This window comes from Pelagimonas varians, from assembly GCF_003208435.1.
Lineage (GTDB): Bacteria > Pseudomonadota > Alphaproteobacteria > Rhodobacterales > Rhodobacteraceae > Pelagimonas > Pelagimonas varians.
Genome location: NZ_QKMF01000003.1, coordinates 100,573 through 126,637 on the forward strand (window position 1 = coordinate 100,573; position 26,065 = coordinate 126,637).

General features: G+C 55.9%; 29 protein-coding genes. 15 read left to right on the forward strand and 14 right to left on the reverse strand.

What is annotated here, in order from left to right; all coding sequences use genetic code 11:
- Window positions 1-5: 5 nt before the first annotated feature.
- Window positions 6-533 carry a TetR/AcrR family transcriptional regulator gene (locus tag C8N36_RS04820; protein ID WP_097804913.1) on the reverse strand — a complete coding sequence of 176 codons (528 nt, stop codon included), beginning with the start codon at window positions 531-533 and terminating at the stop codon, window positions 6-8.
- Window positions 534-659: 126 nt separating this feature from the next.
- Here C8N36_RS04820 and C8N36_RS04825 point away from each other — a divergent pair, with 126 nt between their 5' ends.
- Window positions 660-1,337, forward strand: a complete 678-nt coding sequence (locus C8N36_RS04825) for a methyltransferase family protein (RefSeq protein ID WP_097804820.1) — start codon at window positions 660-662, stop codon at window positions 1,335-1,337.
- 12 nt (window positions 1,338-1,349) lie between these two features.
- On the opposite strand, the gene C8N36_RS04830 is transcribed toward C8N36_RS04825, so the two are convergent.
- Window positions 1,350-1,634, reverse strand: coding sequence for a DUF1294 domain-containing protein (locus tag C8N36_RS04830; RefSeq protein ID WP_097804819.1), 285 nt, complete (start codon window positions 1,632-1,634; stop codon window positions 1,350-1,352).
- A 15-nt stretch (window positions 1,635-1,649) separates the two neighbouring features.
- Window positions 1,650-2,300 (reverse strand): ribonuclease T2 family protein, encoded by a 651-nt coding sequence (locus C8N36_RS04835; RefSeq protein WP_097804818.1) that lies wholly within the window; start codon window positions 2,298-2,300, stop codon window positions 1,650-1,652.
- A gap of 326 nt (window positions 2,301-2,626) precedes the next feature.
- Between C8N36_RS04835 and C8N36_RS04840 the strand changes: the two genes are divergently transcribed.
- Window positions 2,627-3,379: a DUF1013 domain-containing protein gene (locus C8N36_RS04840; protein ID WP_097804817.1), complete on the forward strand. Its 753-nt coding sequence runs from the start codon at window positions 2,627-2,629 to the stop codon at window positions 3,377-3,379.
- Between the two features lie 120 nt (window positions 3,380-3,499).
- Here the strand turns inward: C8N36_RS04840 and C8N36_RS04845 are convergent, their stop codons facing one another.
- A complete protein-coding gene (locus tag C8N36_RS04845; RefSeq protein WP_097804816.1) occupies window positions 3,500-4,318 on the reverse strand; it encodes a DUF1353 domain-containing protein in 819 nt (272 codons plus the stop codon).
- A gap of 219 nt (window positions 4,319-4,537) precedes the next feature.
- On the opposite strand from C8N36_RS04845, the gene C8N36_RS04850 reads away from it, so the two are divergent.
- Window positions 4,538-4,717 carry a CTP synthetase gene (locus C8N36_RS04850; RefSeq protein WP_097804815.1) on the forward strand — a complete coding sequence of 60 codons (180 nt, stop codon included), beginning with the start codon at window positions 4,538-4,540 and terminating at the stop codon, window positions 4,715-4,717.
- On the opposite strand, the gene C8N36_RS04855 is transcribed toward C8N36_RS04850, so the two are convergent.
- The 4 genes from C8N36_RS04855 to lepA all read right to left on the reverse strand — a co-directional run bounded on the left by C8N36_RS04855 (window position 4,708) and on the right by lepA (window position 8,162).
- The gene (locus C8N36_RS04855; protein ID WP_097804814.1) at window positions 4,708-5,169 is read right to left on the reverse strand and encodes a low molecular weight protein-tyrosine-phosphatase; all 462 of its coding nucleotides are present in this window, start codon (window positions 5,167-5,169) and stop codon (window positions 4,708-4,710) included. The genes C8N36_RS04850 and C8N36_RS04855 overlap by 10 nt on opposite strands.
- A gap of 94 nt (window positions 5,170-5,263) precedes the next feature.
- Entirely contained in the window at window positions 5,264-5,761 is a 498-nt protein-coding gene (locus tag C8N36_RS04860) for a copper chaperone PCu(A)C (protein ID WP_097804813.1), read from the reverse strand.
- Window positions 5,762-5,809: 48 nt separating this feature from the next.
- A complete protein-coding gene (locus tag C8N36_RS04865) occupies window positions 5,810-6,154 on the reverse strand; it encodes a hypothetical protein (RefSeq protein WP_141468071.1) in 345 nt (114 codons plus the stop codon).
- 205 nt (window positions 6,155-6,359) lie between these two features.
- Entirely contained in the window at window positions 6,360-8,162 is a 1,803-nt protein-coding gene (gene lepA, locus C8N36_RS04870) for a translation elongation factor 4 (protein WP_097804811.1), read from the reverse strand.
- A gap of 260 nt (window positions 8,163-8,422) precedes the next feature.
- Between lepA and xylB the strand changes: the two genes are divergently transcribed.
- The gene (xylB, locus tag C8N36_RS04875; RefSeq protein WP_097804810.1) at window positions 8,423-9,868 is read left to right on the forward strand and encodes a xylulokinase; all 1,446 of its coding nucleotides are present in this window, start codon (window positions 8,423-8,425) and stop codon (window positions 9,866-9,868) included.
- Window positions 9,865-11,169, forward strand: a complete 1,305-nt coding sequence (locus C8N36_RS04880; RefSeq protein ID WP_097804809.1) for a cytochrome-c peroxidase — start codon at window positions 9,865-9,867, stop codon at window positions 11,167-11,169. Before xylB ends, C8N36_RS04880 begins: the two co-directional genes overlap by 4 nt.
- 16 nt (window positions 11,170-11,185) lie before the next feature.
- On the opposite strand, the gene C8N36_RS04885 is transcribed toward C8N36_RS04880, so the two are convergent.
- Window positions 11,186-12,694, reverse strand: coding sequence for a CRTAC1 family protein (locus C8N36_RS04885; RefSeq protein ID WP_097804808.1), 1,509 nt, complete (start codon window positions 12,692-12,694; stop codon window positions 11,186-11,188).
- Window positions 12,684-13,907 (reverse strand): ROK family transcriptional regulator, encoded by a 1,224-nt coding sequence (locus C8N36_RS04890; RefSeq protein ID WP_097804807.1) that lies wholly within the window; start codon window positions 13,905-13,907, stop codon window positions 12,684-12,686. The genes C8N36_RS04885 and C8N36_RS04890 overlap by 11 nt, the downstream gene beginning before the upstream one ends.
- 219 nt (window positions 13,908-14,126) lie before the next feature.
- On the opposite strand from C8N36_RS04890, the gene xylF reads away from it, so the two are divergent.
- The 5 genes from xylF to C8N36_RS04915 all read left to right on the forward strand — a co-directional run bounded on the left by xylF (window position 14,127) and on the right by C8N36_RS04915 (window position 19,239).
- On the forward strand, window positions 14,127-15,140 hold the full coding sequence (gene xylF, locus C8N36_RS04895; RefSeq protein WP_097804806.1) for a D-xylose ABC transporter substrate-binding protein: 1,014 nt from the start codon (window positions 14,127-14,129) through the stop codon (window positions 15,138-15,140).
- Window positions 15,141-15,291: 151 nt separating this feature from the next.
- Window positions 15,292-16,557 carry a sugar ABC transporter permease gene (locus C8N36_RS04900; protein ID WP_097804805.1) on the forward strand — a complete coding sequence of 422 codons (1,266 nt, stop codon included), beginning with the start codon at window positions 15,292-15,294 and terminating at the stop codon, window positions 16,555-16,557.
- Between the two features lie 7 nt (window positions 16,558-16,564).
- On the forward strand, window positions 16,565-17,326 hold the full coding sequence (locus tag C8N36_RS04905; RefSeq protein ID WP_097804804.1) for an ATP-binding cassette domain-containing protein: 762 nt from the start codon (window positions 16,565-16,567) through the stop codon (window positions 17,324-17,326).
- Between the two features lie 58 nt (window positions 17,327-17,384).
- Complete coding sequence (gene xylA, locus C8N36_RS04910) at window positions 17,385-18,692, forward strand: xylose isomerase (RefSeq protein WP_097804803.1); 1,308 nt, start codon at window positions 17,385-17,387, stop codon at window positions 18,690-18,692.
- 187 nt (window positions 18,693-18,879) lie between these two features.
- Entirely contained in the window at window positions 18,880-19,239 is a 360-nt protein-coding gene (locus C8N36_RS04915; RefSeq protein WP_097804802.1) for an arginine transporter, read from the forward strand.
- A 61-nt stretch (window positions 19,240-19,300) separates the two neighbouring features.
- Here the strand turns inward: C8N36_RS04915 and hisD are convergent, their stop codons facing one another.
- Window positions 19,301-20,596, reverse strand: coding sequence for a histidinol dehydrogenase (gene hisD, locus C8N36_RS04920; RefSeq protein ID WP_097804801.1), 1,296 nt, complete (start codon window positions 20,594-20,596; stop codon window positions 19,301-19,303).
- Window positions 20,597-20,670: 74 nt separating this feature from the next.
- Between hisD and C8N36_RS04925 the strand changes: the two genes are divergently transcribed.
- The gene (locus tag C8N36_RS04925) at window positions 20,671-21,636 is read left to right on the forward strand and encodes a LysR family transcriptional regulator (RefSeq protein WP_097804912.1); all 966 of its coding nucleotides are present in this window, start codon (window positions 20,671-20,673) and stop codon (window positions 21,634-21,636) included.
- A gap of 124 nt (window positions 21,637-21,760) precedes the next feature.
- Here the strand turns inward: C8N36_RS04925 and C8N36_RS04930 are convergent, their stop codons facing one another.
- The 3 genes from C8N36_RS04930 to C8N36_RS04940 are packed head-to-tail and all read right to left on the reverse strand — an operon-like array spanning window position 21,761 to window position 23,665.
- Window positions 21,761-22,528: an alpha/beta fold hydrolase gene (locus tag C8N36_RS04930; RefSeq protein ID WP_097804800.1), complete on the reverse strand. Its 768-nt coding sequence runs from the start codon at window positions 22,526-22,528 to the stop codon at window positions 21,761-21,763.
- 5 nt (window positions 22,529-22,533) lie between these two features.
- Window positions 22,534-23,238, reverse strand: coding sequence for an NUDIX hydrolase (locus tag C8N36_RS04935; RefSeq protein WP_097804911.1), 705 nt, complete (start codon window positions 23,236-23,238; stop codon window positions 22,534-22,536).
- Between the two features lie 25 nt (window positions 23,239-23,263).
- Window positions 23,264-23,665 (reverse strand): DUF983 domain-containing protein, encoded by a 402-nt coding sequence (locus tag C8N36_RS04940; protein WP_097804799.1) that lies wholly within the window; start codon window positions 23,663-23,665, stop codon window positions 23,264-23,266.
- 225 nt (window positions 23,666-23,890) lie between these two features.
- On the opposite strand from C8N36_RS04940, the gene C8N36_RS04945 reads away from it, so the two are divergent.
- The 4 genes from C8N36_RS04945 (at window position 23,891) to C8N36_RS04960 (ending at window position 26,049) form a co-directional block, all read left to right on the forward strand.
- Window positions 23,891-24,496 carry an EF-hand domain-containing protein gene (locus C8N36_RS04945; protein ID WP_097804798.1) on the forward strand — a complete coding sequence of 202 codons (606 nt, stop codon included), beginning with the start codon at window positions 23,891-23,893 and terminating at the stop codon, window positions 24,494-24,496.
- A gap of 106 nt (window positions 24,497-24,602) precedes the next feature.
- Entirely contained in the window at window positions 24,603-25,187 is a 585-nt protein-coding gene (locus tag C8N36_RS04950; RefSeq protein WP_097804910.1) for an RNA polymerase sigma factor, read from the forward strand.
- Window positions 25,180-25,545: a hypothetical protein gene (locus tag C8N36_RS04955; protein ID WP_097804797.1), complete on the forward strand. Its 366-nt coding sequence runs from the start codon at window positions 25,180-25,182 to the stop codon at window positions 25,543-25,545. Before C8N36_RS04950 ends, C8N36_RS04955 begins: the two co-directional genes overlap by 8 nt.
- A 3-nt stretch (window positions 25,546-25,548) precedes the next feature.
- The gene (locus C8N36_RS04960) at window positions 25,549-26,049 is read left to right on the forward strand and encodes a periplasmic heavy metal sensor (RefSeq protein WP_097804796.1); all 501 of its coding nucleotides are present in this window, start codon (window positions 25,549-25,551) and stop codon (window positions 26,047-26,049) included.
- Window positions 26,050-26,065: the final 16 nt, after the last annotated feature.

Genomic DNA, 26,065 nt, shown 5'->3' on the forward strand with positions numbered 1-26,065 from the left:
GGCGTTTAACTGTCCAGCAGCCGCTGGAAGCCGTGTTGAATATCATCCTCAGGCCAATGCCCGCCCTTAAAGAGATCAAGCATCAAGGCACCAATTATCAGGGTCAAGGCGGCATCTGCCTTTGCGTTACCGGCGATTGTTGCAGTTTCGAGATGATAGTTTTGCATGGCCTGCTGCATTGCAGGATCTGCTGCAATCTGATTGGCAGACATGCCGCGAATGTAGTCAAAGACCAAGGCCATCTCGGCCGAAAAATTGCCGCGCATTTCCGAGGCCAGTTGGGTCAATTGGTGGGCGGGCGTGCCTGTTCGGACGGGCGCTTGTGTTTGCTGCGGTGCCGTCGCGGCGGCGGTGCAAGCCAGAAACAACGCTTTTTTGGTTGGGAAGTAGTGATAGAGGGCGCTTTTTGACAGGCCCAGCTCCTCGGCGATTTTACGCATCCCAAGTCCGGAATAGCCATGCTGTGCAAAAAGTACTGCCGCGCGGGCAGCTAGGTTTTGTCTAAAATCTTCGTGATCTACAATCTTGGGCATTTTTTCGTCCACGTGGTCGATAAAGGGATTGACAGGAAACAGGTTGCAAGTCCATACGATTTTTTTCGACCGGATGGACTAAAAAGAAATGGCGCACGGTCACCAGCTTTTAGGTAGGAGAATTCGATGGCTGAAAATGGTGGAGTTTCCCGTATCCATGGCCGCTCGCTTGGGCCGAAATTGATGTTTGCGGGGATGCATGGCGGGATTTTGGCCGTTTGTCTCTGGATTGCCTTTGGAGGCCTTGCACTGCCGGATACAGTGCGGGCAGGGGTCTTGGCGGGCTGCGCCGCGCTCTATTTCTTGCGGCACCTCATTACGTTGTTTGTTTTGTTGCAAAGGCAAGTAGCGATGTCCGAAGTTTTTGGACTCTCGGCATTTATTGCGGTTTTTGAAATCGGGTTTGTCTTGCTCGGCAGCGGTATTTTGAGCGGAAACAGCATCAGCTTCGACGCTGTGGATTATCTGGCGCTGGTCTTGGTGGTGCTGGGGTCGTGGCTCAACACCGGGTCCGAATTGCAGCGCTGGACGTGGAAAAAACTGCCAACCAGCAAAGGGCACGCCTATACGCAGGGTTTGTTTTCACATTCGATGCATATGAATTATTTTGGCGACACCGTCTTGTTCACCGGCTGGGCGTTGCTGACGCATTCCTGGATCGCATTGGGTGTACCTGTATTCATGGCCAGCAGCTTTGTGTTCTTTCACATTCCGGCGTTGGACGCCTACCTTGAGGAGCGCTATGGTGATGAATTCAAAACCTATGCTGCGCGGACGGCCAAGTTTATCCCCTATGTGTACTAGGGCGAACTGCGTCTAAAGCGGATTGACCCACAGGTAGGCCAGTCCGATCAAGCACAGACAATGAATGGCAACGATAAAATTTAGAATACGCGCAAAAGGTTGTTTGCGCGTTTTGTGTCGAAACTGGGCCTGCGCCAGCTTTGCCCCAAGGCTGCCACCTAAAAACGCCAGCCGCAAAAGTGTCTTTTCGGAGATTCGCCAGCCACCGCTCATGGAGCGGCGCTTGTCAAAAAAGAACGCGCCATAAGTGACTAAATTCATCGCGGCGATAGCGCCCAAAACGATCCAAGGATTCATAGAGTGGCGCTCCGCTTAGCGGATCGGTTCGAACTGGGCGTCTTTCAATTTGCAGTCCTTGATTGCATCGCGGCCGCAAGGAACTGGCTTGAGCGATTTGGACAGGCACAGACGCGCTTCGGAGATGAACCCGTCGCGACAGGTGATTGTCAGGTTGTCCTTTGACCAGTCCGGATTGTCTTTCAAAAACGCTTCTTCAATAACGGATGCAGGCAGTTTGACGCTTTTGTCCAGTTTGCGGAAAACATTTGGCCGGACAACGCTTTCAAAGGCTTCGCGCGACAGATCGTAATAGGCGCGTGCTGAAAGTCCCGTGCAGGTTCCGTGCTTTTTCCACTGATGCCATGCAAGGCCGGAAGTCCCCATGATATCAGTCATTTCAGAGGTCATGCCGCGCGACGGGGGACGTTCAACCGTAGGGCAGAACGATGGCCAACCGCGGTGGAATTGCGGCCACAGCCCGTGCAGAACCCAACCATGATCTTCGCTGGCGTCGCACTGTTCTGATTGCTTGGCATCACCTTCGATTTCGCACCAGTTCGGTGACCAGCTCATGGCCAGCACATAATAGTCGAATTCGCCAGATTTGTCGCCCTTGGCGATGGCCGCTCCTGACAAGGTTGCTCCGATTGCGGCGACAGCCAAACAGGTTTTCAAAAAAGTCATTACGGTACTCCACGGTCAATCAGGCTCGGCGATTTTAGGCCGGTTTGGTCTCTAAGGCCTTGGTAGGGCACGCACGCGTGCGCGTCTATCCCTTCTTGGATTGCAACCAATTGCATAAGAATAGGTGGCGGAAAAGCGCACCAGAATAGCACGGCTTCAATGCTGCTTGCATTTTCTCTTCCCTCTTGACCCGCTTAACACTATATAACCGCCAAGTTCCCCTACAACGGTAACCCGCCCCGGCATCCCCGGGGCCGCCCATGGCCAAAGCCGCGGGCGGGGCATAATGCTATTTCGGGTCCAAATATTCGCAAGGAGTTTACATCATGGCAAAGCTGCTGCACCCAAAAGCAACCGCCGTTTGGCTGGTTGATAACACCACCCTGACGTTCAAGCAGGTTGCGGATTTCACAGGATTCCATGAGCTGGAAGTACAAGGTATCGCTGACGGAGACGTCGCAGTAGGCGTCAAAGGGTTTGACCCGGTCGCAAACAACCAAATCGATCAAGAACAAATCGATTTGGCTGAAAAAAGCCCGATGTACAGAATGAAGATCAAGTTCAATCCCGCCGCCCATGACGAAGAAAAGCGCCGCGGCCCCCGGTATACACCGCTGTCCAAGCGTCAGGATCGCCCAAATGCGATTTTGTGGCTGGTGAAATTCCATCCCGAATTGGCCGACAGCCAGATCTCCAAGCTGGTGGGTACAACCAAGCCAACCATCCAGTCCATCCGCGAACGCACCCACTGGAACATCCAGAACATGCAGCCGATTGATCCGGTTGCCTTGGGCCTGTGCCGTCAAACGGAATTGGACGCGGCCGTTGCCAAAGCAGCCAAAGCAACCGGCACCGTTATGAGCGATGATGAACGCCGCAAATTGGTCTCTACCGAGCAAAGCCTCGAGATGGATACAGAACCTCGTTTGCCATCCTCCATGGAAGGGCTTGAGACCTTTACCCTCTCCGATTCCCGTGATGACGAGGACAAGAAAAGCAACGCAGATTATTCTGACGCTGACAGCTTCTTTAACCTTCCGGGCGGTGACGACGACGAAGATGAAGACAAAAAAGACTGAGTGTCTTCATTCCCAAGAATAGCAAAAGCCCCGGCATAGTGTCGGGGCTTTTGTCGTTTTAGCTGCTTTTATTGTGTTCGGACCCAGTGCTAACGACATAGGAACCAAAATCAGTCAGGGTCAAATTGCTGACGGATCATTGGGATTGTCGTATGGGTCCTCAAAATAGGGTTCTTCAACATAAGGCGTATCGATATACGGGGTTTCGACGTTGAGATCTTCGATTTCCTTAATCAGCTCTTCCTTCGGGCTGCCGCCTTTACCTTCCCGATGCTCCAAAAGTTCGATTTCCAGCACGCGCAGATAGCCATCAAGCTGGGGAAGGGTCGGTTTTCTTTGGGCAATGTAGGATTTGGTACGCTGCATCGCCCATTGCTTTTGCCGGACATCTACCTGATCCAAGCGGCGTGTGGTTTCCCAACGCGGCCCGCCAAGCCAAACCGCCGCATACATCAGCTGGGCGCGAAATTGCGGCGTGCCACCGACGATCAGACCGTTGTAGAACATGTGATGCACATCTTGCCATCTGGCGTCGTGAAAGCGTGCGCCGGTTTCATTGCCAATGCCGCAATAGGCATCATGAACCGCTGCGGCACTGACATATTCTGGCGCAGTGGGGGAGCCGACAATTGTGGTGAAAATTTCAGGGATCGAGGCCCCATCGGTCAAAGTCCCGCGAGGAGCCTGCCAGTTTCGCCCGCCTGCGTCGACAAAGTTCAACGTCTGGGCCGTCGGAAAGAACTGATATGGGCGGCGCTGGATTTGGGTTGGAACAGGTTCCACCCGCAGCGGCGTTTGGTCAAAACTGCAACCGCCAGAAGGTTTTGTAAAACAAGAATATTCCGGCGCGTCTACGGCATTGGCTTTTTGCAAAACTGTGGCAGGATCGCAGCCGCTGAGGGACAAAACCGCAGCGCCTAAAAGGGCTATTCGTATCATAATTTGTTCCGTCAAATTGGATTATAGAGGTCTTGGAAAATTGCGCTCTAAGATCACGTATAATGGCTCGTTTGTCGAGAATAATGCGCGGTCGCCCCCCTGATACTTTCGCCATTCTTTCAGTCAATTTGCCAATCCAACCTCCCGGTCTGACCCAGATCAAAGAATGTACATTCCAAAAGCGTCATGCGTGTCAGAGTATTTTGACAGGAGACTCCAATGCTGCGTTTGGCTGGTATACTTTATTCGCTGATTTCGACCTCTTTGGCCGGAACTTTGATTGTTGCTGTTTTGGTCATTGGGCAGGACACCTTGACGCCCATCTTGGTTGCTGCAGCAGCAGGGTTTGTATTGGCATTGCCAGTGACTTGGTTGGTCACCAAGGCGATCTATAGCTGATCGATCAAACCGTTGGCGCAGCTTTCGATCAAATCGAGCGTGCCGTCAAAATCGCGTGTATAGTAGGGGTCCGGAACATGATCCGGCCCTACGTCCGTTGTATCGGGTGCGTAATGCGTAAACAGATGCAGGGCGGCTCTGGCCGAGGCTGGACGCATGCCTTTTAGATCCCTTAGATTGTCCCCGTCCATTGCTACAATCAGATCAAAGCGGTCGAAATCTTCGGTTGTAACCTGACGGGCGCGCAGGTCCGATAGATCATAGCCACGTGCCAGTGCTGTCGCTTGCATGGCCGCATACGGTGGCTCGCCGACATGCCAAGCCCCGGTTCCCGCGCTGTCAAATTGCAGGCCTTTTAATCCGCGTTGTTGTGCCAGAACGCGGGTGACACCTTCGGCAGAGGGGGATCGGCATATATTGCCGAGACATACAAAGAGAATGCGATAGCTCATGCTCTTGATCTAAAGCGGCGCGGTACGGCTGGCAATCCCTGAGGCATAGATGCAAAACGGGCGGGGAAATCCCCGCCCGTATCTGTTTGCAAAATTAGTTGTCAGTCTTTTTCATGGTTCCGTTATCCATGTTGCCGTGGTTCATTCCATGGTTGGCCTTGCGCTGCAGATCTACTGGGATGTCGACAACAATGTCTCCGGCTTTTTCAAATGTCAGGGTCACTTTGACGGTGTTGCCTTGATCCATTGAACTGTTCAGACCCATGAACATGACATGATCGCCGCCACGCATCAGCATGTGTTTGCCGCCAGCAGGGATCACAAATCCTTCTTCGACATGGATCATTTTCATAATGCCATCACCCATGTTCTTGTGGGTGTGCAACTCGACTTTCTGGGCGATGTCAGATGTGGCTGCGATCAAGCGGTCATCTTCGTCACCGGTGTTTTCGATCACCATAAAGGCCGCTCCGGCCTTGGCGGATTTCCCGGCGGAGCGGGCATAGGGATCCATAACCACGATATCGGCAAAAGCGGCAGAGGACAGGAGGGCAAGCGCAGCTGCGCCTGCGAAAATCGCATTGAGTTTCATTGGAATGACTTCCTTGGTCGTGTTGTGATGATTTGGTTTGGGATCAGCTTAGACAAAAGCTGGCGGTCCGCGAGCGCTGGCCACAGGGGCGCTGCGCCCAAATCTGCTGGTGGTTCCAAGCCCATATTCCAAAGTGATCCAGATCGGCTGTGGCGCACTCAGGCAGCCCGCCACCTGCGCGTCCGCGCTGAGGGTACTGGCGAAGTCAGCACAAACGATCAAAGGTCCGGTCGGGTTGCCCTCTGCGTCCATCTGAACGGTGACAATGCCAAAACCGGTACAAATCTCCATCTCGCCGACGACGGCCGCATTGTGCTGGGCCGCAACCATTGTCTGGCCACTAACAGCCAGCACAAGCGCCAAGGTCAGCGCGCTCAAAGATCGTAGGATCACATTCATCGCCACAATCATACGCCTGAGTTGCAGGAGGGGAAAGCGGCAAAAATGAGGGCGTCCTTTGGTCACGCCAAATCAAACCCATGCCCAGATAGGGAAGGGGAAAAAGCAAAACCCCAGCGGTTAGGCCGGGGTTCGCGGTATTGGCATTCAGGTCGGTCCAAGCCCCGCCACAGGATCGTCGTGGCATCGACCTGAGTTATTAATTGTCCATTTTAAGCGCGGAAATAAACGCCTCTTGTGGGATGTCGACTTTGCCGAACTGGCGCATCTTCTTTTTACCGGCCTTCTGCTTTTCCAGCAGCTTCTTCTTGCGCGACGCATCACCGCCGTAGCATTTCGCCGTCACGTCTTTGCGCATTGCTGACAAAGTTTCGCGGGCAATCACCTTGCCGCCAATCGCCGCTTGGATCGGGATTTTGAACATATGGCGCGGGATCAGGTCTTTTAGCTTTTCAACCATCGCACGGCCACGCATTTCGGCGCGATCACGGTGAACCATTGTCGACAGGGCATCAACAGGTTCGTCATTCACAAGGATCGACATTTTCACGAGATTGTCCTCGCGGTAGCCTTCCATGGAATAGTCGAACGACGCGTACCCTTTGGTGACGGACTTCAAGCGGTCGTAGAAGTCAAAAACCACTTCGTTCAATGGCAGGTCATAGACAACCATCGCGCGGGCACCTGCATAGGTCAGATCCAGCTGGATACCGCGGCGGTCTTGGCACAGTTTCAGCACGTCACCAAGATATTCATCGGGCACAAGGATTGTTGCCTTGATGCGCGGTTCCTCAAGGTGGTCGATGGTCGACGGATCGGGCATGTCGGCGGGATTGTGCAGCTCGTGCTTGGTCCCGTCGCGCTGGTAGATGTGATAGATCACCGAAGGCGCGGTGGTGATCAGGTCGATGTTGTATTCACGTTCCACACGGTCACGAATAACCTCAAGGTGCAAAAGCCCAAGGAAACCGCAGCGGAAGCCAAAGCCAAGCGCAGCAGAGGTTTCCATTTCATAAGAGAACGAGGCGTCATTTAGCGCCAATTTCTCAATGGCTTCGCGCAGGTCTTCGAACTGGGCGCTGTCCACGGGGAACAGACCACAGAACACCACTGGCTGGCTGGGCTGAAAGCCCGGCAGCGCTTCGGTTGCGCCCTTTTTCTCATGGGTGATCGTGTCGCCGACCTTGGTGTCGCGCACCTGTTTGATCTGAGCGGTGATAAAACCGATCTCGCCGGGGCCAAGTTCCTGAACGTTTTCCATCTGCGGACGAAACACACCAATGCGGTCAACGCTGTATTTTGCGTCAGTCTGCATCATTTTGATGTTGTCGCCCTTTTTCAAGGTGCCGTCCATTATGCGCACCAGAACAACAACGCCAAGGTAGGCGTCGTACCAGCTGTCGACCAGCATTGCCTTGAGCGGCGCATCAGGGTCACCGCTGTGGGGCGGCGGCAGGCGTTTAACGATAGCTTCCAAAACATCCGGGATGCCGATACCGGTTTTGGCCGAAATCAGGCAGGCGTCGGACGCATCAATGCCAATGACGTCTTCGATCTGCTCGGCGATCCGCTCTGGCTCGGCTGCCGGTAGGTCAACTTTGTTCAGAACCGGTACAATTTCGTGGTCGGCTTCCATCGCAGTGTAGACGTTTGCAAGTGTTTGCGCCTCAACCCCTTGGGAGGCGTCAACAACCAGCAAAGACCCTTCGACGGCGCGCATGGACCGGCTGACCTCGTAGGCAAAATCCACGTGGCCGGGGGTGTCGATCAAGTTCAAAACGTAGTCGAGCCCGTCGTTCGCCGTATAATCGATGCGAACGGTGTTGGCCTTGATGGTAATGCCCCGCTCCCGCTCAATGTCCATGCTGTCAAGCAACTGTGCTTGCATGTCCCGTTCGGCGACAGTGTTGGTGGATTGAATCAACCGGTCGGCCAGGGTGGATTTCCCGTGGTCGATATGGGCGACAATGGAGAAGTTGCGGATGCGATTAAGTGGAGTCATGGATGGCATATGCGGGGGAATCTGTGGGCGGTCAAGATAGGATGTGATGCAAGGGGCTTGCCGCCAGTAAACAAGGGGCAATGGCGGCACTTTTTCCGCAGTTATTCTGCAAAAATAGCGGAACTGACGCCGATCTGATCGGGGAGGCGTTTCGAGACGTGCTGAAAGCTTTTGACTTTCCCCTGTCCGGCTGATTAATTTCTCCCACTAAAATAATTAGACGGTGCGAGTCGTCGTGGGACTTTCCGAGGGAGGAATATATGTATCTTGGGCTCGATCTGGGCACGTCGGGGCTGCGCGCGCTGATGGTGGACGAAAATGGTGTGCCAGTTGCTTCAGCCGAAGCGCATTATGATGTCTCGCATCCCCATTCCGGTTGGAGTGAACAAGATCCGGCGGATTGGGTGCGCGCCTGCGAAGCCGCGTTTTCTGACCTTCAGGCCAATCACCCGGCGGATTTTGCCAAGCTCAGTGCAATCGGCATCAGTGGACATATGCACGGGGCGGTTTTGCTGGGCGAAGATGGCCAAGTCTTGCGCCCTTGCATCTTGTGGAACGATACCCGATGCGCCCAAGAAGCCGCCCATCTTGATCATGCGCCCGGAATGCGTGACATTTCCGGCAACATCGTCTTTCCGGGCTTCACGGCCCCCAAATTACTTTGGGTCGAAACCCATGAACCCGACGTGTTTGCCCAAGTTTCCAAGGTTCTCTTGCCCAAAGACTACCTGCGGTTTTGGCTGACGGGCGAACATGTCGGAGACATGTCGGATGCGGCGGGCACCAGCTGGCTTGATGTCGGCGCACGCGATTGGTCAGAAACACTGCTGAGCCAAGGGCATATGCGCAAAGATCAAATGCCCCGATTGGTCGAAGGATCGGAAATATCCGGCATGGTGCGGCCCGAATTGGCAAGCAGCTGGGGCGTGACAGATGTCGCTGTGTCGGGCGGCGGTGGTGACAATGCGGTCGCTGCCTGCGGGGTCGGCTGTTTCAAAGAAGGACAGGGGTTTGTCTCGCTCGGAACATCCGGAGTTTTGCTTGCGGCCAAAGACAGCTTTGCTCCGGATCCTGCGACGGCTGTGCATACGTTCTGCCATGCCGTGCCGGATCGCTGGTATCAAATGGGGGTCATTTTGGCAGCGACCGATTGCCTGAACTGGCTGTCCGCGCGCCTGAAACGCAGCCCGGCAGAGCTTGCGGGTTTGGTTGACACTTTGAACGGTCCATCCGGTGTGATGTTCTTGCCCTATCTGTCAGGCGAACGCACGCCGCACAATGACAGCGCCATTCGCGGTGCTTTCATCGGCTTGGATGTTGGAACCGGCGATGCGGAACTGGTGCAGGCGGTGATGGAAGGAGTCAGTTTTGCACTGCGTGATTGTCTGGAAGCCCTGCGCGCCACCGGAACCGAGCTGCAAGACGTGTTGGCCATTGGCGGCGGCACGCAAAGTCCGGTTTGGGTGGAAATGTTGGCGACGGTTCTTGGGCTGCCGCTTAGCCTGCCTAAAGACGGGGAATTCGGGGCTGCCTTGGGGGCAGCACGTTTGGCCATGGTGGCCCGCGGCGCGGCAGTTGAAGATGTGATGACACAGCCTGAAATCGGCCAAACAGTGGCACCGCGTGCTGATCTGGCGGACGCGTATGACGCGGCTTATCAACGGTATCGTGCGCTCTACCCCGCCATTAAGGACGCGCTGGCATGAAGCTGTGGTGGCTGATTGTGGCCTTGCCGGGGGCAGGTTTGGCTGCCGGTTGGCCACAAGACTGGCCAGAGCCCGAGTTCGCGGCCCCCAGCACTGCGCGGGTGCAATTGGGGTGGCAGCTGTTTTATGACCCAATCTTGTCGGGTAACAAAAACACCAGCTGCGCCACATGTCATCATCCGCGTTTTGGCACGTCTGACGGGATGTCATTGTCGATTGGCGAGGGGGGGGCAGGTCTGGGCCCTGACCGAAAAGTCGATGCCGCCAACGCACCCGAACAGCGGATTCCGCGCAATGCTCCAGCACTGTTCAATCTTGGGGCCTCTGAATTCACTGTGATGTTTCACGATGGCCGGCTTGAGGCAGACGCGTCGCAACCCGAAGGCATGCGAACACCGCTTGGAACTGAAATGCTGGGTGGGTTTGACAGTGTTTTGGCCGCGCAAGCGATGTTTCCGGTGTTATCGGGCGACGAAATGGCCGGTCACTATTCAGAAAATGAGGTCAGTCAGGCGGTGCGCTTGGGCTTTTTGTCCAGCGAAGGGGGGGCTTGGGATCGCATCGCGCAGCGCGTGGCCGCAATCCCCGAGTACCGCCGTCAGTTCGATGCGGTGTTGGGGCAGGGCCACCAGATTGATTTCACCGACGTCGCCAATGTGATTGCTGATTTCATCGCGGTGGAATGGCGGGCTGACAACTCTGCCTTCGATTATTTTGTCCGTGATGGATTGGCCTTGGAACCCGCGGCTGATCGGGGACGCGCGTTGTTTTATGGTGCGGCGGGATGCTCTGATTGCCATTCGGGGCTGTTCCAAACCGATCACGGTTTTCATGCCATTGCCATGCCGCAGATCGGCCCCGGCAAGGCGGCTCGTTTTGAAAACCATGCCCGCGATGAAGGCCGGATGCGGGTGACAGGCGTGGCGGCAGATGCCTATGCGTTTCGTACGCCGTCCCTGCGCAATGTGGTGCAAACCGCGCCTTACGGGCATAGCGGAGCCTACGCCACGTTAGAGGCGGTGGTGCGCCACCATTTGGACCCGAAAACGGAGCTGGAAACTTATGACCGCAGTCAGGCCGTTTTGCATGAATTAGAACCCGCTCAGGACTGGCGGGCGACTGATGACACAGCGGAAACAGGCCGCATCGGGGCGGCGAACGTTCTGGAACCTATTGACCTTAGCGATGATCAAGTTTCTGACTTATTGAGGTTTCTAGACGCTTTGACTGATGAAAACTGGCGGTCTGTCGGCCTTGGCGTGCCAAGCAGTGTTCCCAGCGGCTTGCCGGTGGACAGGTGACCCTGTCCACCTTGGGTTAGCGCTGGATGGCCAGTCGGGCGTTGGCTGGGCTTTCGACCCAGTCAGACACTGACTGATCAGGCCAAATCACCCGGACCTTGGCTGTCTCGGCGGGGCCCATCCCGAAATGCTGTGGACCAAGTTGACCGCCGGCATGGCCGCCGCCAACCGTGATTTCGCGTGTATGGCAGCGGTCGGCTCCGGCGGGGCAAACTTCGATATGGGCCCCGATTGCCGCCGTGTTTATCCGCAATTGTGAAACCGCGACGGACAGCCAGTTCCCGCCAGCGCCCGTGTTTTCATAGAGCTCCATCGGAGCGCGCCGGTTGACCACAGCCAGATCGAGCCGCCCGTCCAAATTCAAATCCATCAGTGCTGCACCGCGGCTGCGCGCCATTGACGCAACACCGGCCCCCTCGGACTTTTCGGCAAATGTGCCATCGGGGGATTGAACCAGCAAAGTGTTCGGGTCTTGCATGGCGGCGTCAGGCATTTGTTCGACATTGCCCTTGGCCACAAAAATATCGTCCAGCCCGTCGTTGTTTACATCCCCGAACGCGGCGTGCCAGCCGGTTGACGGGCGCCCGTCTTGTCCCACGTGAGGGCGGTGAGCGGTTGTTCCGCGGGAGTAGGTTGCGTCATCGTAGCTGGGGCCACCTGCGTCCGCATCAAAGGTTTGAAGCTTTTGATCGCCCATTGAGGTCAGGAACACGTCGGCAAACCCGTCGCCAGACAGATCGCGGGACGCGATGCCCATGCCCCAAATGCTGTAGCGTTTCCAACCGTCTTCCGGGGTGTATAAACGCGGTGTTGTTTCCATGGCCCACAGCTGTTCCTGCCCGCCTTTGACATAGTAATGGCGGTCATTAGACACCCGTAGATCGGCCCGACCTGTTCGTGCCCAATCGGTAAAGAGCATCGAAAGGGCGCAAAACCCCGGTTCCAGATGGATCGGTGCGCCGTATTTTTCGCCTGATGGTCGATACATCAAGGTGTCATCACAGGTACGAAACGGGCCGTCGGGGTCTGCGCGATCCACATATGTGCCGATTGCCAGAGTTGGCAGGGTTTGGCCAACTTCCCATGTCGCAGAAAAACCGGTGCTCCAATGATCGCCACTGTCAAAGCCCAAATCAAAGGGTTCAAAGCTGCAATTTCCGGTGCCGCGCATCAATTGGTCTGCCCCAACCCGCAGAATCGCAAGATCTGTGATCCCGTCGCTGTCGATATCCAGCGGATAAGCCCCGATAACGCCGGTCAAAGCCAGATTTTCGGGGGTGTCTGCGGTGAACTCCAGCGGCGTTTGATTCGTATTTCGCATCAGTCGTGCCGGATTTGACCCGCCAGCCGCATATAATTCTGGGCGTGCGTCGCCGTTGCAATCAAAGGCGGCTACACCGCCCCCGACAAAATGTTCCCAGCCGCCGGTATAGGCATGATCGGGCAGCGTGCGCGCGGAAAAATTCGGATCGCCCGCCAGAGCAGTGTTGGCTAAAAGGCAGAATATCAAAGAGTTACGCAGCATCGCTTGAGGCCTCACGGACGGCCTGGGCCGACACTTGTTCAATGGCATAGGCCGCGGCCCCCTTGGCCCACATGTGATCCCCCCAAGCGTGCACACGCACTTCGGGTAGAGGGGCATCGACCTGAACAACAGATCTGCGCATCTCCTCTAGCACGGTATCTGCGTGCAGATAATCAAAGGAAAGCCGTTCTCCGGCCAGAATTATAAGTTTTGGATCAAAAATATTGACCAGATTCGCCAACCCCATAGCAAACATGCGACCAGCTCTATCAAAGATCGAGCGTGCCATCATGTCGCCGCTCTGGGCGCGATTGAACAGGGTCGGAACGTCCGGCAGGGGCCGGTCACGGTCCATGATATTGGCCTCGCGCAGCAGAGCGTAATTGCCGACATAAGCCTCAAGGCAGCCCCGTTGACCGCATTGGCAAAGCGCGCCTTCAAGCTGCACTTTGGTGTGCCCGAATTCGGCCCCGCAGCCCCGTGTGCCGCGATAGATTTCGCCGTCAAGAACGATGCCCATGCCAACACCATGTTCGATCGTGACAACGATAAAATCGTCAACATCGCGGCCTTCTCCAAACAGATGTTCGGCCTTGGCGACGAGGTTTGCGTCATTGTCCAAAAAGACCGGGCAGGGGGTGCAGCTGTCCAATTCGGCCCCCAGATTTACGTTCCGATCTGTCAACGAAGATGACCAATAGACAAAACGGCGCTTTGCATCGACCAGACCGGAAAGGGCCACGCCAATACCCGATAAGTCATTGATAGTAAAACTACCTTTTGCGCATGCCTGTGTCACGGCTTCGATCAGGACACTGCAAAAAAGCGGCGTGGCCATTCGGGTTTCAGGCAGTGTCATCTCATGCGATAAAATCTCGGTCCCCTCGAAATCCAAAATCAATACCGAGATATTGTTGTGCGACACTTTGAGTCCGGCCACCCTGTGTGCCTGACCGCGCAGCCGCAAAGAAACACGTGGGCGACCGCGCCGGATGCCGGTCGCTTTTTCATTCGGTTCTGGCGTGACCTCTTCGATCAATCCGGCCTCTAACAGCTGCGCTGTAATCACCGTCACGGTGGCGGGGCTGAACCCGGTGCGGCCTGCAATGTCTATCCGCGCAATTGTGCCTGCAGACCTGATGGCATCCAACACCTGTAGTCGGCCAGCCTCGCGTTGATCACTATTGTGGTTATTCTTGTCTGTCTGCGCCAACTCGTCTCTCCCTTAAATGGTCTCGTCGCCGCTGGGGACCTGGACACGGTCAACAAGCGGGTCGGACTCACTGTGTCAAACAGATTAATTATTTTTAAGGTCAAAAAAAGTATTTTTTTATCAGAAAAATATTGTTATACCCGATTCCACAGCCAACCTCGTATCACTGCCGGGGCTGGCTCAAAGAATTACTCGATTGTTTCGATAGGGAGGAGAAACATGAAACTCATCACTGGTATCTCAGCGTTGGCCATGACCATCGCAATGGCAGGCGGCGCATTGGCCGAGGGTCTCACCGTTGGCGTAAGCTGGTCAAACTTTCAAGAAGAGCGCTGGAAAACCGACGAAGCCGCTATCAAGGCAGCTTTGGACGCGGCTGGCGCATCATACATCTCTGCTGACGCGCAGTCTTCTTCGGGCAAGCAGCTGGCAGACATTGAATCGCTGATCGCCCAAGGTGCAGACGCGCTGATCATTCTGGGTCAAGACACCGCAGCCGTTATCCCAGCCGTTCAGGCCGCAGCGGACGAGGAAATCCCCGTCGTTGCTTATGACCGCCTGATCGAAGACAGCCGCGCATTCTACCTGACATTCGACAATGTCGAAGTTGGCCGTATGCAGGCGCGTGCCGTTCTGGCTGCAATGCCCAAAGGCAACTACGTTATGATCAAGGGGTCGCCTACCGATCCTAACGCGGATTTCCTGCGCGGTGGTCAGCAAGAAGTTCTGCAAGCCGCTGTTGATGCAGGCGACATCACGATCGTTGCCGAAGCATATACTGATGGTTGGGTTCCTGCGAACGCACAGCGCAACATGGAGCAGATCCTGACCGCGCAAGACAACAAAGTAGATGCGGTTGTGGCTTCGAACGATGGCACCGCAGGCGGTGTTGTTGCAGCTCTGACAGCTCAGGGTCTCGAAGGTCTGCCGGTTTCCGGTCAGGACGGCGATCATGCTGCTTTGAACCGTGTTGCCACAGGCACTCAGACCGTTTCGGTTTGGAAAGACGCACGTGAGCTTGGCAAAGCAGCAGGCGAAATCGCCGTTGCACTGGCTGGTGGCAAGTCGGTTGACGGCGCTGTTGAATGGACGTCACCAGGCGGCACCACCATGAACTCTATGTTCCTGGCACCGGTTCCGATTTCTGCTGACAACCTCAACGTCGTTGTTGACGCAGGCTGGATCGAAAAAGACGCACTTTGCGCAGGTTCGACCCTCGAAGTTTGTAAATAAGCTTTAATGCTTTTGTCCCTCCGGCGCTTCGCCGGGGGGATACCCCAAGACAAATCCCCCAAAAACCGCGTTGCCTTGAACTGATGTAGCCTTTGGTTGCACTGGGTGCCGTGCGTTTTTCACACCTATTGCGATCAGGGACGTGGCTCATATGCAAAACTCTGCGAAAAATTTCTTCTCTAAGTTGGGAATAGACGCCCGGCTTTTGGGCATGGTCGGGGCGCTGGTCGTTCTCTGGATCGTGTTTGACCTTATCACAGGTGGACGGTTCTTAACGCCGCGCAACCTGTTTAACCTCTCCGTTCAGACGGCATCTGTTGCTGTGATGGCAACGGGGATGGTGTTTGTAATTGTGACGCGGAACATCGATCTGTCTGTGGGCTCTATGCTGGGGTTCATCGGCATGGTTGTAGCCGCGATCCAAGTGCAAGTGTTGCCTGACGTTTTGGGCCTTGGGCATCCGCTTATCTGGATCATCGGTGTATTGCTTGCCATTTCTATGGGGGCGCTACTTGGGGCTTTTCAGGGTTGGGTTATCGGCTATCTGACTGTGCCTGCGTTTATCGTGACACTGGGCGGTTTTCTTGTGTATCGCGGTGCCATGTGGTGGGTCACGAAAGGCCAGACACAGGCCCCGTTGGATGCGACATTCCGCCTGCTGGGCGGCGGTGCCGAAGGCACATTGGGGGAAACCCTAAGCTGGGTCTTTGGTGTGATCGCCGCTGTTGCCGCTGTTGGCATTATGTTGATGAGCCGTCGCCGCAAATCCAGCCACGGCTTTACCGTTAAACCGGTTTGGGCCGAAGGTATCTTGATGGGCCTTGCCGGTGGTTTGATCATCTGTTTCGTCTGGGTGATGAATTCCTACCCGATTGCCAAAGGGGCGATGAAGCGTATCGCCGCGGCAGACGGTATTGAGCTGACCGAAGGCATGGTCTGGTATCATGGCGTTGCTATTCCGGTTGTGATATTGCTGGCGGTCACTGTCTGCATGACCATCGTGGCACAGCGCACCCGCTTTGGCCGCTACGTCTACGCCACAGGCGGCAATCCAGAAGCAGCTGAACTGTCGGGCATCAATACACGCCTGCTGACGGTCAAGATTTTCGCCCTGATGGGGGCGCTAACGGGCATCGCGTCAATCATCGCTTCGGCACGGTTGAACGCAGTAGATGTTGGTCTGGGTACGCTGGACGAGCTGCGCGTTATCGCGGCAGCGGTAATCGGCGGCACAGCTTTGTCAGGTGGATTTGGCACCATTTATGGCGCGGTTATCGGCGCGCTGATTATGCAATCACTGCAATCTGGGATGGCTTCTGTCGGGGTTGATGCTCCGCTGCAAAGCATCGTGGTTGGTATCGTACTGGTCTTTGCCGTGTGGGTAGACATCGTCTATCGCCGCCGGGCTGGCCTGTAAGGGAGGAATGACAATGGATACGAAAACCCCTCTTATCGAGATGAAAAACATGAGCATCTCATTTGGCGGCGTGCGCGCTGTGGATGATGTCTCGGTTGATCTGCACCCGGGTGAAGTTGTGGGCCTTCTTGGCCACAACGGCGCGGGGAAATCGACACTGATCAAGATGCTGTCAGGGGCCTATCAGGGCACAGGCGACATCTATGTGAATGGTGAAAAAGTCGAAATCCACAACCCACGGGATGCGCGCAAATACAACATTGAAACGATCTACCAGACTCTTGCGCTGGCGGACAATCTCGATGCGGCTGCCAACCTGTTCCTCGGGCGCGAACTTCTGACGCCAGCAGGTACGCTGGATGATGACGCGATGGAGGCAGAAACCCGCAAGATCATGGGCCGTTTGAACCCGAACTTCCAAAAGTTCAGCTCGCCTGTGTCGGCTCTGTCTGGTGGTCAGCGCCAGTCGGTGGCGATTGCCCGCGCCGTCTATTTCAACGCCCGAATTTTGATCATGGACGAACCAACTGCGGCGCTTGGCCCTCAAGAAACGCAAATGGTGGCCGAACTTATCCAACAGCTCAAGGCAGACGGCATTGGCATTTTCCTGATCGACCATGACGTGCATGCGGTGTTGCAGCTATGTGACCGCGCATCGGTGATGAAAAACGGCAAGCTGGTGGGCACCGTGAATATTCCCGACGTAACCGATGATGACCTGCTCAGCATGATTATTCTGGGCAAGAACCCCGGTGAAGCCGCAGCTTAACATGAACAGAAGCTCCGGCAGGCCGGAGCTTCCCCCGAGATTTGTAAGGACAACAGGCATGAGCACTGGTTTTTTTAACGGTATCGACAAGATCAAATACGAAGGTGCAAATAGCACCAACCCAATGGCCTTTCACCACTACAACCCTGATGAGATCATCATGGGCAAACGGATGGAAGAGCACCTGCGTTTTGCCGTGGCGTGGTGGCATTCGTTTGCATGGGAAGGTGGCGACCCCTTTGGCGGTCAGACGTTTGAACGCCCTTGGCACCCACAAGACGACATGGCACGTGCCAAACTAAAGGCAGATGTGGCGTTCGAGATGTTCGACATCTTGGGTGCCCCTTATTTTTGCTGGCACGACGCAGATATCCGTCCCGAACAGGGCAGCTTTGCGGGCAACTTGAGCACGCTAAACGAGATCACCGATTATATCGGCGAAAAGATGGAAGCGGGCGGGCCGGATCTGCTTTGGGGCACGGCCAACATGTTCTCGCACCGTCGGTATATGGGCGGTGCATCAACAAACCCTGATCCTGATGTATTTGCCTTCGCGGCGGCGACGGTGAAATCCTGCATGGATGCGACGCACAAACTGGGCGGCCAGAACTATGTGCTTTGGGGCGGGCGCGAAGGTTATGAAACCCTCCTGAACACTGATCTGGAATCTGAACTGGATCACATGGGCCGGTTCTTGAACATGGTGGTGGACTACAAACACAAGATCGGCTTCAAAGGCGCGATTTTGGTTGAGCCAAAGCCGCAAGAACCGTCCAAGCATCAGTATGACTATGACGCCGCGACCTGCATCGGGTTCTTGCGCAAGTATGGGCTTGAGAAAGAGGTCAAGCTGAACCTTGAACAAGGTCATGCAATTTTGGCAGGCCATTCCTTTGAACATGAAATCGCGACCGCAACGGCCGAAGGGATGTTGGGTTCGATCGATATGAATCGCAACGACTATCAATCGGGGTGGGACACTGACCAGTTCCCCAACAACACACCCGAAGTTGCGTTGGCCTATTACCACATCCTGAAATCGGGTGGGTTGACCACCGGTGGCACCAATTTTGACGCCAAAGTACGACGTCAGTCAATTGAGGCGACCGATCTGGTTGCGGCCCATGTTGGTGGAATGGACATTTGCGCACGCGGTCTCAAAGCTGCGGCAGCGATGATCGAAGACGGTGGATTGGAAGAGGCGCTGGGCACCCGGTATTCCGGTTGGGATACAGATGCGTCCAAGGCGATGCTTGGCAGCGATTTGGGGGCGATAACCCAGCGCGTTCTGGATGAAGGCATCAACCCCGAGCCACGTTCGGGGCGTCAGGAAATTCTTGAAAACTACGTAAATCGCTTTGTCTAAATCCAGATAGAGCAAGAATTTACGCCCTCCGGTAAACCGGGGGGCGACTTTTTTTGCACATCCTGACAGTCTTGTCGTCTTTTCGACAATTGATTGTGGCGCGCAAATGCCTCATTATGAAGGTCGAGGACAGATTGCCGACCAGACGGGAAAACCCGCGCCGGCTTCAGTTAGAGACAGGATTTTTATGAGGAACACAGCATTATTGGTTGTGGCGGCTTTGGTGCTTGCGGCTTGTGGCGGCGGCAACAAAGACAACGTGTCACGATATCGTGGCGGTGCACCTGCGGCGCTTGCCAAGGGACCAATTTCCAAGGCTTGTCTGCAAGCCAATCGTAAGTCGGCCAACCTGCGGCTTTGCGGTTGTGTGCAAGCTGTGGCCAACGGGTCGCTGTCGGGCAGCGATCAAAAACTGGCGGCGTCGTTCTTTCGGGATCCGCACAAAGCCCAGGTCATTCGTCAATCAGACAACACTCGAAACGAGGCGTTCTGGAAACGCTACAAGGCCTTTGCCGCCAAATCCGGTCAGGTTTGCAAAGGGTATTAAGCGGTTTGCATAGGGTAAGTTGGGGCATCAAATGTGCCCCGACTCAGAGTTTCGGGAGGCGTCAGCCAGCCACCTTTTTTGGCGGTGTGGTCAGATCGTGTAGCCGGACCTCGGCCGTCAGTGCATGTCCCACCATGCCTTCGGCCCGTGAAATCACCGATGTCGCATGGGCCAAGCCAGGCAGGGCTTCGTCTGTAACTTCCTGCCACGTCACTGTTTTCATAAACTTGTGCACGGACAGGCCACCGGTATAGCGCGCGGCACCAGACGTCGGCAAAACATGGTTGGGTCCAGCGGCTTTGTCCCCAAAGGCCACGGTCGTTTTGACACCCAAAAACAACGAGCCATAGGCCCCGAGGTTCTCAAGCCACCATGGCAGGTTTTCGCATTGAACATGTAGATGTTCGGGCGCGAAGCGATCTGATTCAGCAACCATTTCTTCGGGATTATCACAGACAATGACTTCGCCCATAGCGGCCCACGACGCCTGCGCGGCTTGGGCGTTTTCCTCAGGCAACATGGCGATTGTTTCGGGAATAAGTCGCAGTACTTCGCGGGCGAAAGCGTCACTATCCGTGACCAACCAGCACGGAGACGTCGGCCCGTGTTCGGCCTGCCCGATCAGATCCAAGGCGACGCGGGCGGGATCGGCGCTTTTGTCCGCAAGGATCAAAACGTCCGTTGGTCCGGCAAACATGTCGATCCCCAAAGGACCAAACAGCTGGCGTTTTGCCTCGGCAACATAGGCGTTTCCGGGACCGGCCAAAACATCAGAGGCAGGTGCCCCGAAAAGGCCATAGGCCATGGCTGCGATCCCTTGCACGCCACCCAGGGTCAAAATGGTGTCTGCTCCGGCAAGGTTCATGGCGTAAAGCGTTGGTGCATCAATGGTGTCGCCGCGCGGCGGGGCGCAGGCAGTGACATGCGGCACACCGGCTGCCTTGGCTGTGGCGATGGTCATCAATGCAGAAGCGATGTGGGCATAGCGTCCACCCGGCACGTAGCAACCTGCTGCGCTTACTGGCAGCATCTTTTGGCCAGCGGTCAGGCCGGGACGGATTTCCATGCTGACATCCGCAATGGATGCGCGCTGAAGCTCTGCGAATTTCTTGATGTTGTCGTGTGCATAGATCAAGGCTTCTTTCAACTCATCCGAGGTTTTCGAGGTTGCTTCCGCGATCTGCTCAGCGGTCACAACAACTTCGCCAGACCAGTTGTCCAACCGGCGGGCGTAGTCATTGGCGGCCTCTTCGCGTCCGGTTTTCAACCGGGCCAACATGACGGCAACTGTGTCAGAGACATCAGCAGACTCCGAAGCGGTTAGGCCGGGGGCGGTTTTCAAATGGATTGGGGGCATGGGAAGGAAATCCTTGACGGCTGGGGATTAGTTTCAGAAATAGTAAATGTGAAGCGGGGCGAAAGGGGATGCCAATGGTCATCAAAGGCGTAACATTGCGCGGGCTTGAAGTGTTCGAGGCCTTGGCCGGAACGGGTTCGGTTGCGCGGGCGGCACAGATCACCGGACTGAGCCAACCGGCGGTCAGCCAACAAATGCGCAATCTTGAAACGGCGTTGGGCACGGATTTGGTGGATCACGGGCGGCGTCCGATGCAGCTGACACCTGCTGGACGGACGTTTTTGAGCCGCACGCAAACCGTTCTTGCGCAACTGCGGCTGGCGCAAAGTGAACTCACTGTGATGGATCTGACCCATCTGAGCACTTTGAACCTTGGGATCATTGATGATTTTGACAATGATCTGACCCCTCGACTGGTGACCATGTTGGCCGAAAGCCTGACACGCTGCAGGTTTAAACTGACCACTGCACCCAGCCACGAAATTTCGTCGGAAATGGAAGCGCGACACCTGCATATTGCGATTGCAGCGTCGAGTGGGGGTGTCACGCCGGGCATCATCGAATACCCATTGGTTCGAGACCCTTTTATCCTTGTTTGTCAGAGGGGTGCGGCGGATGCTGCGGGCGGGGTTGCCGCCCTGACAGAGGTGGAACCCTTGCTGCGGTACGACCGGGCGCAGAGGATCGGAGCCCAGATCGAAGCCCACTTGGCGCGGCAAAAACTGGACTTTTCCGAACGGTTCGAGATCGGTGCCCACCTGTCCTTGATGACTTTGGCGGCACGGGGCGTCGGATGGGCGCTGACCACACCGCTTGGATATATGCGCGCCAGCCGGATGCATGATCAGATCGAAGCGCACCCGCTGCCCTTCAAGCCCTTTTCGCGTACGATTTCGTTGTTTGCCGGATCGGATTGGGCCGATACTGTTCCGCGCGATGTTGCCCGCACCACAGGAATGCTGGTCAATGAAATGGTCATTGATCCAGCTCTGCGCCAACTGCCTTGGCTTGAGGGGGAATTGCGTCTTTTGGACAGGTGATACGGCGGGCGGTTTTTGCATGACAACGATGTTGCCTGCCACACCCATTCAATCAAGCGCGCCAGTGTCTGTTTTCGGAACAGTCAGCCGCAGTTTTAAAGAGTTGAAATTGGCTGTTTACGAATTAGGCGGAACCGACCTGTAAAAATGCCCGCAGCGATGCTTCAAACTCACGCGGTTTTTCGGCGTGCAGCCAATGTCCTGCCCCCGGAATCTTGGCAAACCGCGCCTTAGGAAACCGCGCACGAATATCGCTGCGATGCTCGGGCAGGACATAGTCTGATTGCGCGCCGGATAAGAACAAAGTTGCCCCGTCAAACTGGCCCGCTACCACCGGGAACCCCAGGATCAACGGCATTTGCTCGGCCAAGGCGTCTAGATTGAGTTTCCAAGATTGTGATTTTATATCAAGGGATTGCGTAAAAAACGATTGAAGGGTTTTGTCTTCGACATGCTTGGCCAATTGTTCAACCGCATCCGACCGCTTGGTCACGCGGCTTAGGTCGACTTTGCGCATGGCTTCGATGAATTGGATTTGGCTGTGCGTATAGCTGACCGGCGCGATATCGGCGATGATCAGCCGGTTCACCAGCTCTGGTCGTGTCAAAGCGAGCACCATTGCGGCCTTGCCGCCCATGGAATGCCCGACCACATCAGCCCGGCCGCCATGCGCTTCGATCACTTCGGCGAGGTCGTTGGCAAGCGAATGGTAGTCATGAGTGTCCGATTTGAAGCTATCGCCGTGATTGCGCATATCAGGTGTGAGAACAAGCCGGTCATCGGACAGGCGTTTGGCGATCACCCCCCAGTTGCGCCCAGAGCCATACAGCCCGTGCACGATCAGCAACGGTGGATTGGGCCCTGATTGGCCCACGGTCAAAGTATTCAGCATCAAAGTCAGTCTTTCATCGGCGTGCCGCGTAGGCGTAAGAACAGGCTTTCTTCGTCGTTGTTGCGGAAAAAGGGAACCGAGGCAGGGGGGGCATTGTCTTGTACCCGCGCTGCGATTTCGGCCATCACAACTTCGGTGATGAACGGCAGATCAAAATGGCGCACTTCGTCGAGAGGAATCCATTGAAGGTGCGAAAGTTCATCCGTTGCAGCGGCGAAATCATCGGGGTCGGATGCCAATCCTTCGGCGTCGAGCAAAAAGAACCTCGCATCAAACCTGCGAGGTCTGCCCGGCGGTGTGATTGCGCGAAATACAAACTGCAACCCGTCTGCGGCAGGCCGGTGCCCTGTGCCTGCAAAACTGAGCCAATCTTCGGGAACATCACCGGGCCAAGGGGCTGGAACGCCTAATATCTGTCCGGTTTCTTCCCAAAGTTCGCGCACCGCAGCTGCGGCCAAAGCGCGTGCCATCCCCGCCGGCGCGCTTTCGGAGAGCCGGGCAGAACACAGCGGCGTTAGCGGACGTGCCAAGGGCACCTTTGCATCATCGGCATCAACAGCCCCGCCGGGAAAGACAAATTTATTGGGCATAAACGCCGCGCTTGCCCCGCGTTGGCCCATAAGTACCGATGGACGGGTGGTGCGGTTGCGCACGACAATGACAGTTGCGGCATTGCGGATTGCGGTCTTGTCGACAGTTGGTGTTGTCATCTTTTCCCCGGTGCTTGCGCCCAAATCAATCGCGGCGCGCAAACCCGTGCAGGCGGCGCGCCCATTGGAAGGCAACAATGGCGCCTTTCATTCTGGGCAGAAGGTAGAGCGACAAGCCAACGCAGCCAACTGCAAAAATCGTAAACAGGATCAAAGGATCCGGTTCAAAGGTGGCAAAGACAAAACTGAGCAGGGGCGTCATAATCAAAAAGACCAGCAATATGGTCACATAGGACGGACTGTTGGCCACGTTGTGCAGCCGTAGTTTTTCCCGGCACACTGGGCAATGGTCGCGCACCCGTAAGAAACCGGACAGCAGCGGACCGGCCCCGCAATTGGGGCATTTTCCGCGCAAACCGCGCAGAATTGCAGTTCTGGTATCCCGCGCCCCGTTCAAATGTGGGGCGTTTGGGCTAGGTGGTGTCATAGTGCCTCTAACGCTCGCGGTGTCAGGATGGGTGCAGTCTGGTGATGCGGGAAGGTCGCATTATGTCCTTGCGTCCGGATGTCGCAAAAAAAAGCGCTCACGGCGCTGTGAACAAGAAAGAGTCATTTTCAGCGACGGGAGTTCTGAGCTGGCGCGTGGAAGCTGCATAGACGCCCAAAGAGAAGCGGCGGTCTGAAGTGAAGCGAACAGGAATGGAGACCTGATATGAAAAAGACAACAATGATCCTGAGCAGTGTTTTGGTTTTGTCTCTTGGCGCGGCCAGCTTGGCTTCGGCGGCAGGTATGCAGCATGGCAAAGGCAAAGGCATGGGGCCACGCGGTATGAACATCGAGCAGATGTTCGAAGATCTGGATGTGAACAAAGACGGCCAGCTGACCAAAGAGGAAATCCAAGCTGCGGGCCAAGCTCGTTTCAAAGCTGCTGACACTGACGGCGACGGCTTTTTGTCCGCTGACGAGCTGAAGGCCGCTGCCGAGAAGCGCGCTGCAGAGCGTACAGCCAAGCGCGGTGACCGCACTGCTAAAATGCTTGAAAAGCTGGATGCCGACAAAGACGGCAAGCTAAGCTTTGAGGAAATGGAAGCCGGTAAAGGCAAAGGTCGCGGCGACGGTATGGGCCGGGGCAAGGGCCACGGTAAAGGTCACGGCGAAAACAAAGGCCGAGGCGAAGGCCGTGATGGTGGTGATCGCGCCATGCGTATGTTTGAACACGCCGATGCTAACGAGGACGGTTTTTTGACTTTGGAAGAGGTTCAAGACGCAATGTCTAAAATGGGCAAAGGCCGTCGTGGCGGCAAAGACAAGGGCTAATACGCCACTCTGGCTTATGTAATATGTGTCCGGGCTACTGCGCAAATGTGGCGGCCCGGGCATTGCACCGCCTGCCCTGAAAGGGTAGCGCTGGGGAATGGATCCAATGCCGTATGACGCCATGAATGAGCATGACGACGAGGAATTGCTGCTTGCTTTTGCGGGCGGGAATGCTGCGGCGGCGCGCGCTTTGACCGGGCGTTTGGGGCCACGGGTTTTTGCCCATGCGATGCGGATGCTTGGAGATCGTGCCGAAGCCGAAGATGTGGCTCAGGATGCCTTGCTCAAGCTGTGGCGAATTGCACCGGGCTGGCGGGTTGGCGAAGCCAAAGTAACCACTTGGTTGTACCGGGTGACAGCCAATTTGTGCATCGACCGCATTCGCAAACGTCGCGGCGGGCCAAACATTGATGACGTGCCGGAATTGGCAGATGAATCGCCCTCAGCGGTGGATCAGATGCAGCAAAAATCGCGGGCCGAGGCTTTGCAAAACGCATTGAATGCACTGCCGGACCGCCAAAGGCAGGCCGTTATTTTACGCCACATCGAAGGGCTCACAAACCCTGAGATCGGGCAGATCATGGACATAGGACCGCGCGCAGTCGAAAGCTTGACTGCACGTGGCAAACGGGCGCTAGAAGCCTTGCTTACAGGGCGGAAAGCCGAATTGGGGTATGAAGACGATGAGTGATGAAAGAAAGACCGACCTGACGGGCGATCTGGGGCTTGATGCCTTTTTTTCGGCTGCTCGCGACGATACCCCGATGCCCTCAGGTGATTTTATGGCGCGGATCGAAGCCGATGCTTTGGCTGCGCTGCCGGCGAAATCACAACAGGCACCTGTGAGTATCCCTTTGTGGCGGCAAGTTCTTGTGGCGATCGGCGGGGTGCCGGGCGCTGCCGGACTGGCAGCAGCATGCGTTGCTGGTATTTGGATCGGGGTTGCGCCGCCGCAAAGCCTGAGCGAGATTTGGTCTCAGTCAGCTGGGCTGGAGGCCTATGAGGTTGATCCACTGAGCGGGTTTGATCTAGCGATGTTGGAAGGGTGACGCATGTCTGAAACAGCAAAACCACCGATGATGCGGCGTAGAATGCGAATCGTTTTGTTTGCGTCTCTGGCGTTGAATCTGGTGATTGTCGGTTTGGTTGTCGGGGTGATCGCCAATGGTGGACCGCCGTCACGCGCAGACCATCGCGACCGCGATCCCGTAATGCCCTACACCCGTGCTTTTGATGAGAAGCAACGCCGGAACTTGCGTGACGCCTATCGTAGTTCTTTTGCTCCGCGGCCGGGCAGCGGCAAGCCGGATCTGGTGGCAGGCTATCGGCAAGCCGTCGATGTGTTGCGGGCGGAGCCGTTTGATGCAGCGCAGTTGAACGCTGTTGTGGGGCAACAAAAGGCCCATTCTGACCGGCGTCAAAAAACGGGCCAAGACATTTTGACGAACTTTCTTGCGGCGATGAGCCCTGAGGAGCGTAAGGCCTATGCCGACCGCCTTGAGGTCGAGATTGAGCGTATGTCATCCCGGCAAAAGCGTTGGCATAAGGACTAACGCTTGGACCGCCAGT

Coding starts and splice junctions, on each gene's coding strand:
- C8N36_RS04820 (WP_097804913.1), bottom strand. CDS start 533: ATGCCCAAGATTGTAGATCACGAAGATTTTAGACAAAACCTAGCTGCC.
- C8N36_RS04825 (WP_097804820.1), top strand. CDS start 660: ATGGCTGAAAATGGTGGAGTTTCCCGTATCCATGGCCGCTCGCTTGGG.
- C8N36_RS04830 (WP_097804819.1), bottom strand. CDS start 1,634: ATGAATCCTTGGATCGTTTTGGGCGCTATCGCCGCGATGAATTTAGTC.
- C8N36_RS04835 (WP_097804818.1), bottom strand. CDS start 2,300: ATGACTTTTTTGAAAACCTGTTTGGCTGTCGCCGCAATCGGAGCAACC.
- C8N36_RS04840 (WP_097804817.1), top strand. CDS start 2,627: ATGGCAAAGCTGCTGCACCCAAAAGCAACCGCCGTTTGGCTGGTTGAT.
- C8N36_RS04845 (WP_097804816.1), bottom strand. CDS start 4,318: ATGATACGAATAGCCCTTTTAGGCGCTGCGGTTTTGTCCCTCAGCGGC.
- C8N36_RS04850 (WP_097804815.1), top strand. CDS start 4,538: ATGCTGCGTTTGGCTGGTATACTTTATTCGCTGATTTCGACCTCTTTG.
- C8N36_RS04855 (WP_097804814.1), bottom strand. CDS start 5,169: ATGAGCTATCGCATTCTCTTTGTATGTCTCGGCAATATATGCCGATCC.
- C8N36_RS04860 (WP_097804813.1), bottom strand. CDS start 5,761: ATGAAACTCAATGCGATTTTCGCAGGCGCAGCTGCGCTTGCCCTCCTG.
- lepA (WP_097804811.1), bottom strand. CDS start 8,162: ATGACTCCACTTAATCGCATCCGCAACTTCTCCATTGTCGCCCATATC.
- xylB (WP_097804810.1), top strand. CDS start 8,423: ATGTATCTTGGGCTCGATCTGGGCACGTCGGGGCTGCGCGCGCTGATG.
- C8N36_RS04880 (WP_097804809.1), top strand. CDS start 9,865: ATGAAGCTGTGGTGGCTGATTGTGGCCTTGCCGGGGGCAGGTTTGGCT.
- C8N36_RS04885 (WP_097804808.1), bottom strand. CDS start 12,694: ATGCTGCGTAACTCTTTGATATTCTGCCTTTTAGCCAACACTGCTCTG.
- xylF (WP_097804806.1), top strand. CDS start 14,127: ATGAAACTCATCACTGGTATCTCAGCGTTGGCCATGACCATCGCAATG.
- C8N36_RS04900 (WP_097804805.1), top strand. CDS start 15,292: ATGCAAAACTCTGCGAAAAATTTCTTCTCTAAGTTGGGAATAGACGCC.
- C8N36_RS04905 (WP_097804804.1), top strand. CDS start 16,565: ATGACAATGGATACGAAAACCCCTCTTATCGAGATGAAAAACATGAGC.
- xylA (WP_097804803.1), top strand. CDS start 17,385: ATGAGCACTGGTTTTTTTAACGGTATCGACAAGATCAAATACGAAGGT.
- C8N36_RS04915 (WP_097804802.1), top strand. CDS start 18,880: ATGAGGAACACAGCATTATTGGTTGTGGCGGCTTTGGTGCTTGCGGCT.
- hisD (WP_097804801.1), bottom strand. CDS start 20,596: ATGCCCCCAATCCATTTGAAAACCGCCCCCGGCCTAACCGCTTCGGAG.
- C8N36_RS04925 (WP_097804912.1), top strand. CDS start 20,671: ATGGTCATCAAAGGCGTAACATTGCGCGGGCTTGAAGTGTTCGAGGCC.
- C8N36_RS04930 (WP_097804800.1), bottom strand. CDS start 22,528: ATGCTGAATACTTTGACCGTGGGCCAATCAGGGCCCAATCCACCGTTG.
- C8N36_RS04935 (WP_097804911.1), bottom strand. CDS start 23,238: ATGACAACACCAACTGTCGACAAGACCGCAATCCGCAATGCCGCAACT.
- C8N36_RS04940 (WP_097804799.1), bottom strand. CDS start 23,665: ATGACACCACCTAGCCCAAACGCCCCACATTTGAACGGGGCGCGGGAT.
- C8N36_RS04945 (WP_097804798.1), top strand. CDS start 23,891: ATGAAAAAGACAACAATGATCCTGAGCAGTGTTTTGGTTTTGTCTCTT.
- C8N36_RS04950 (WP_097804910.1), top strand. CDS start 24,603: ATGCCGTATGACGCCATGAATGAGCATGACGACGAGGAATTGCTGCTT.
- C8N36_RS04955 (WP_097804797.1), top strand. CDS start 25,180: ATGAGTGATGAAAGAAAGACCGACCTGACGGGCGATCTGGGGCTTGAT.
- C8N36_RS04960 (WP_097804796.1), top strand. CDS start 25,549: ATGTCTGAAACAGCAAAACCACCGATGATGCGGCGTAGAATGCGAATC.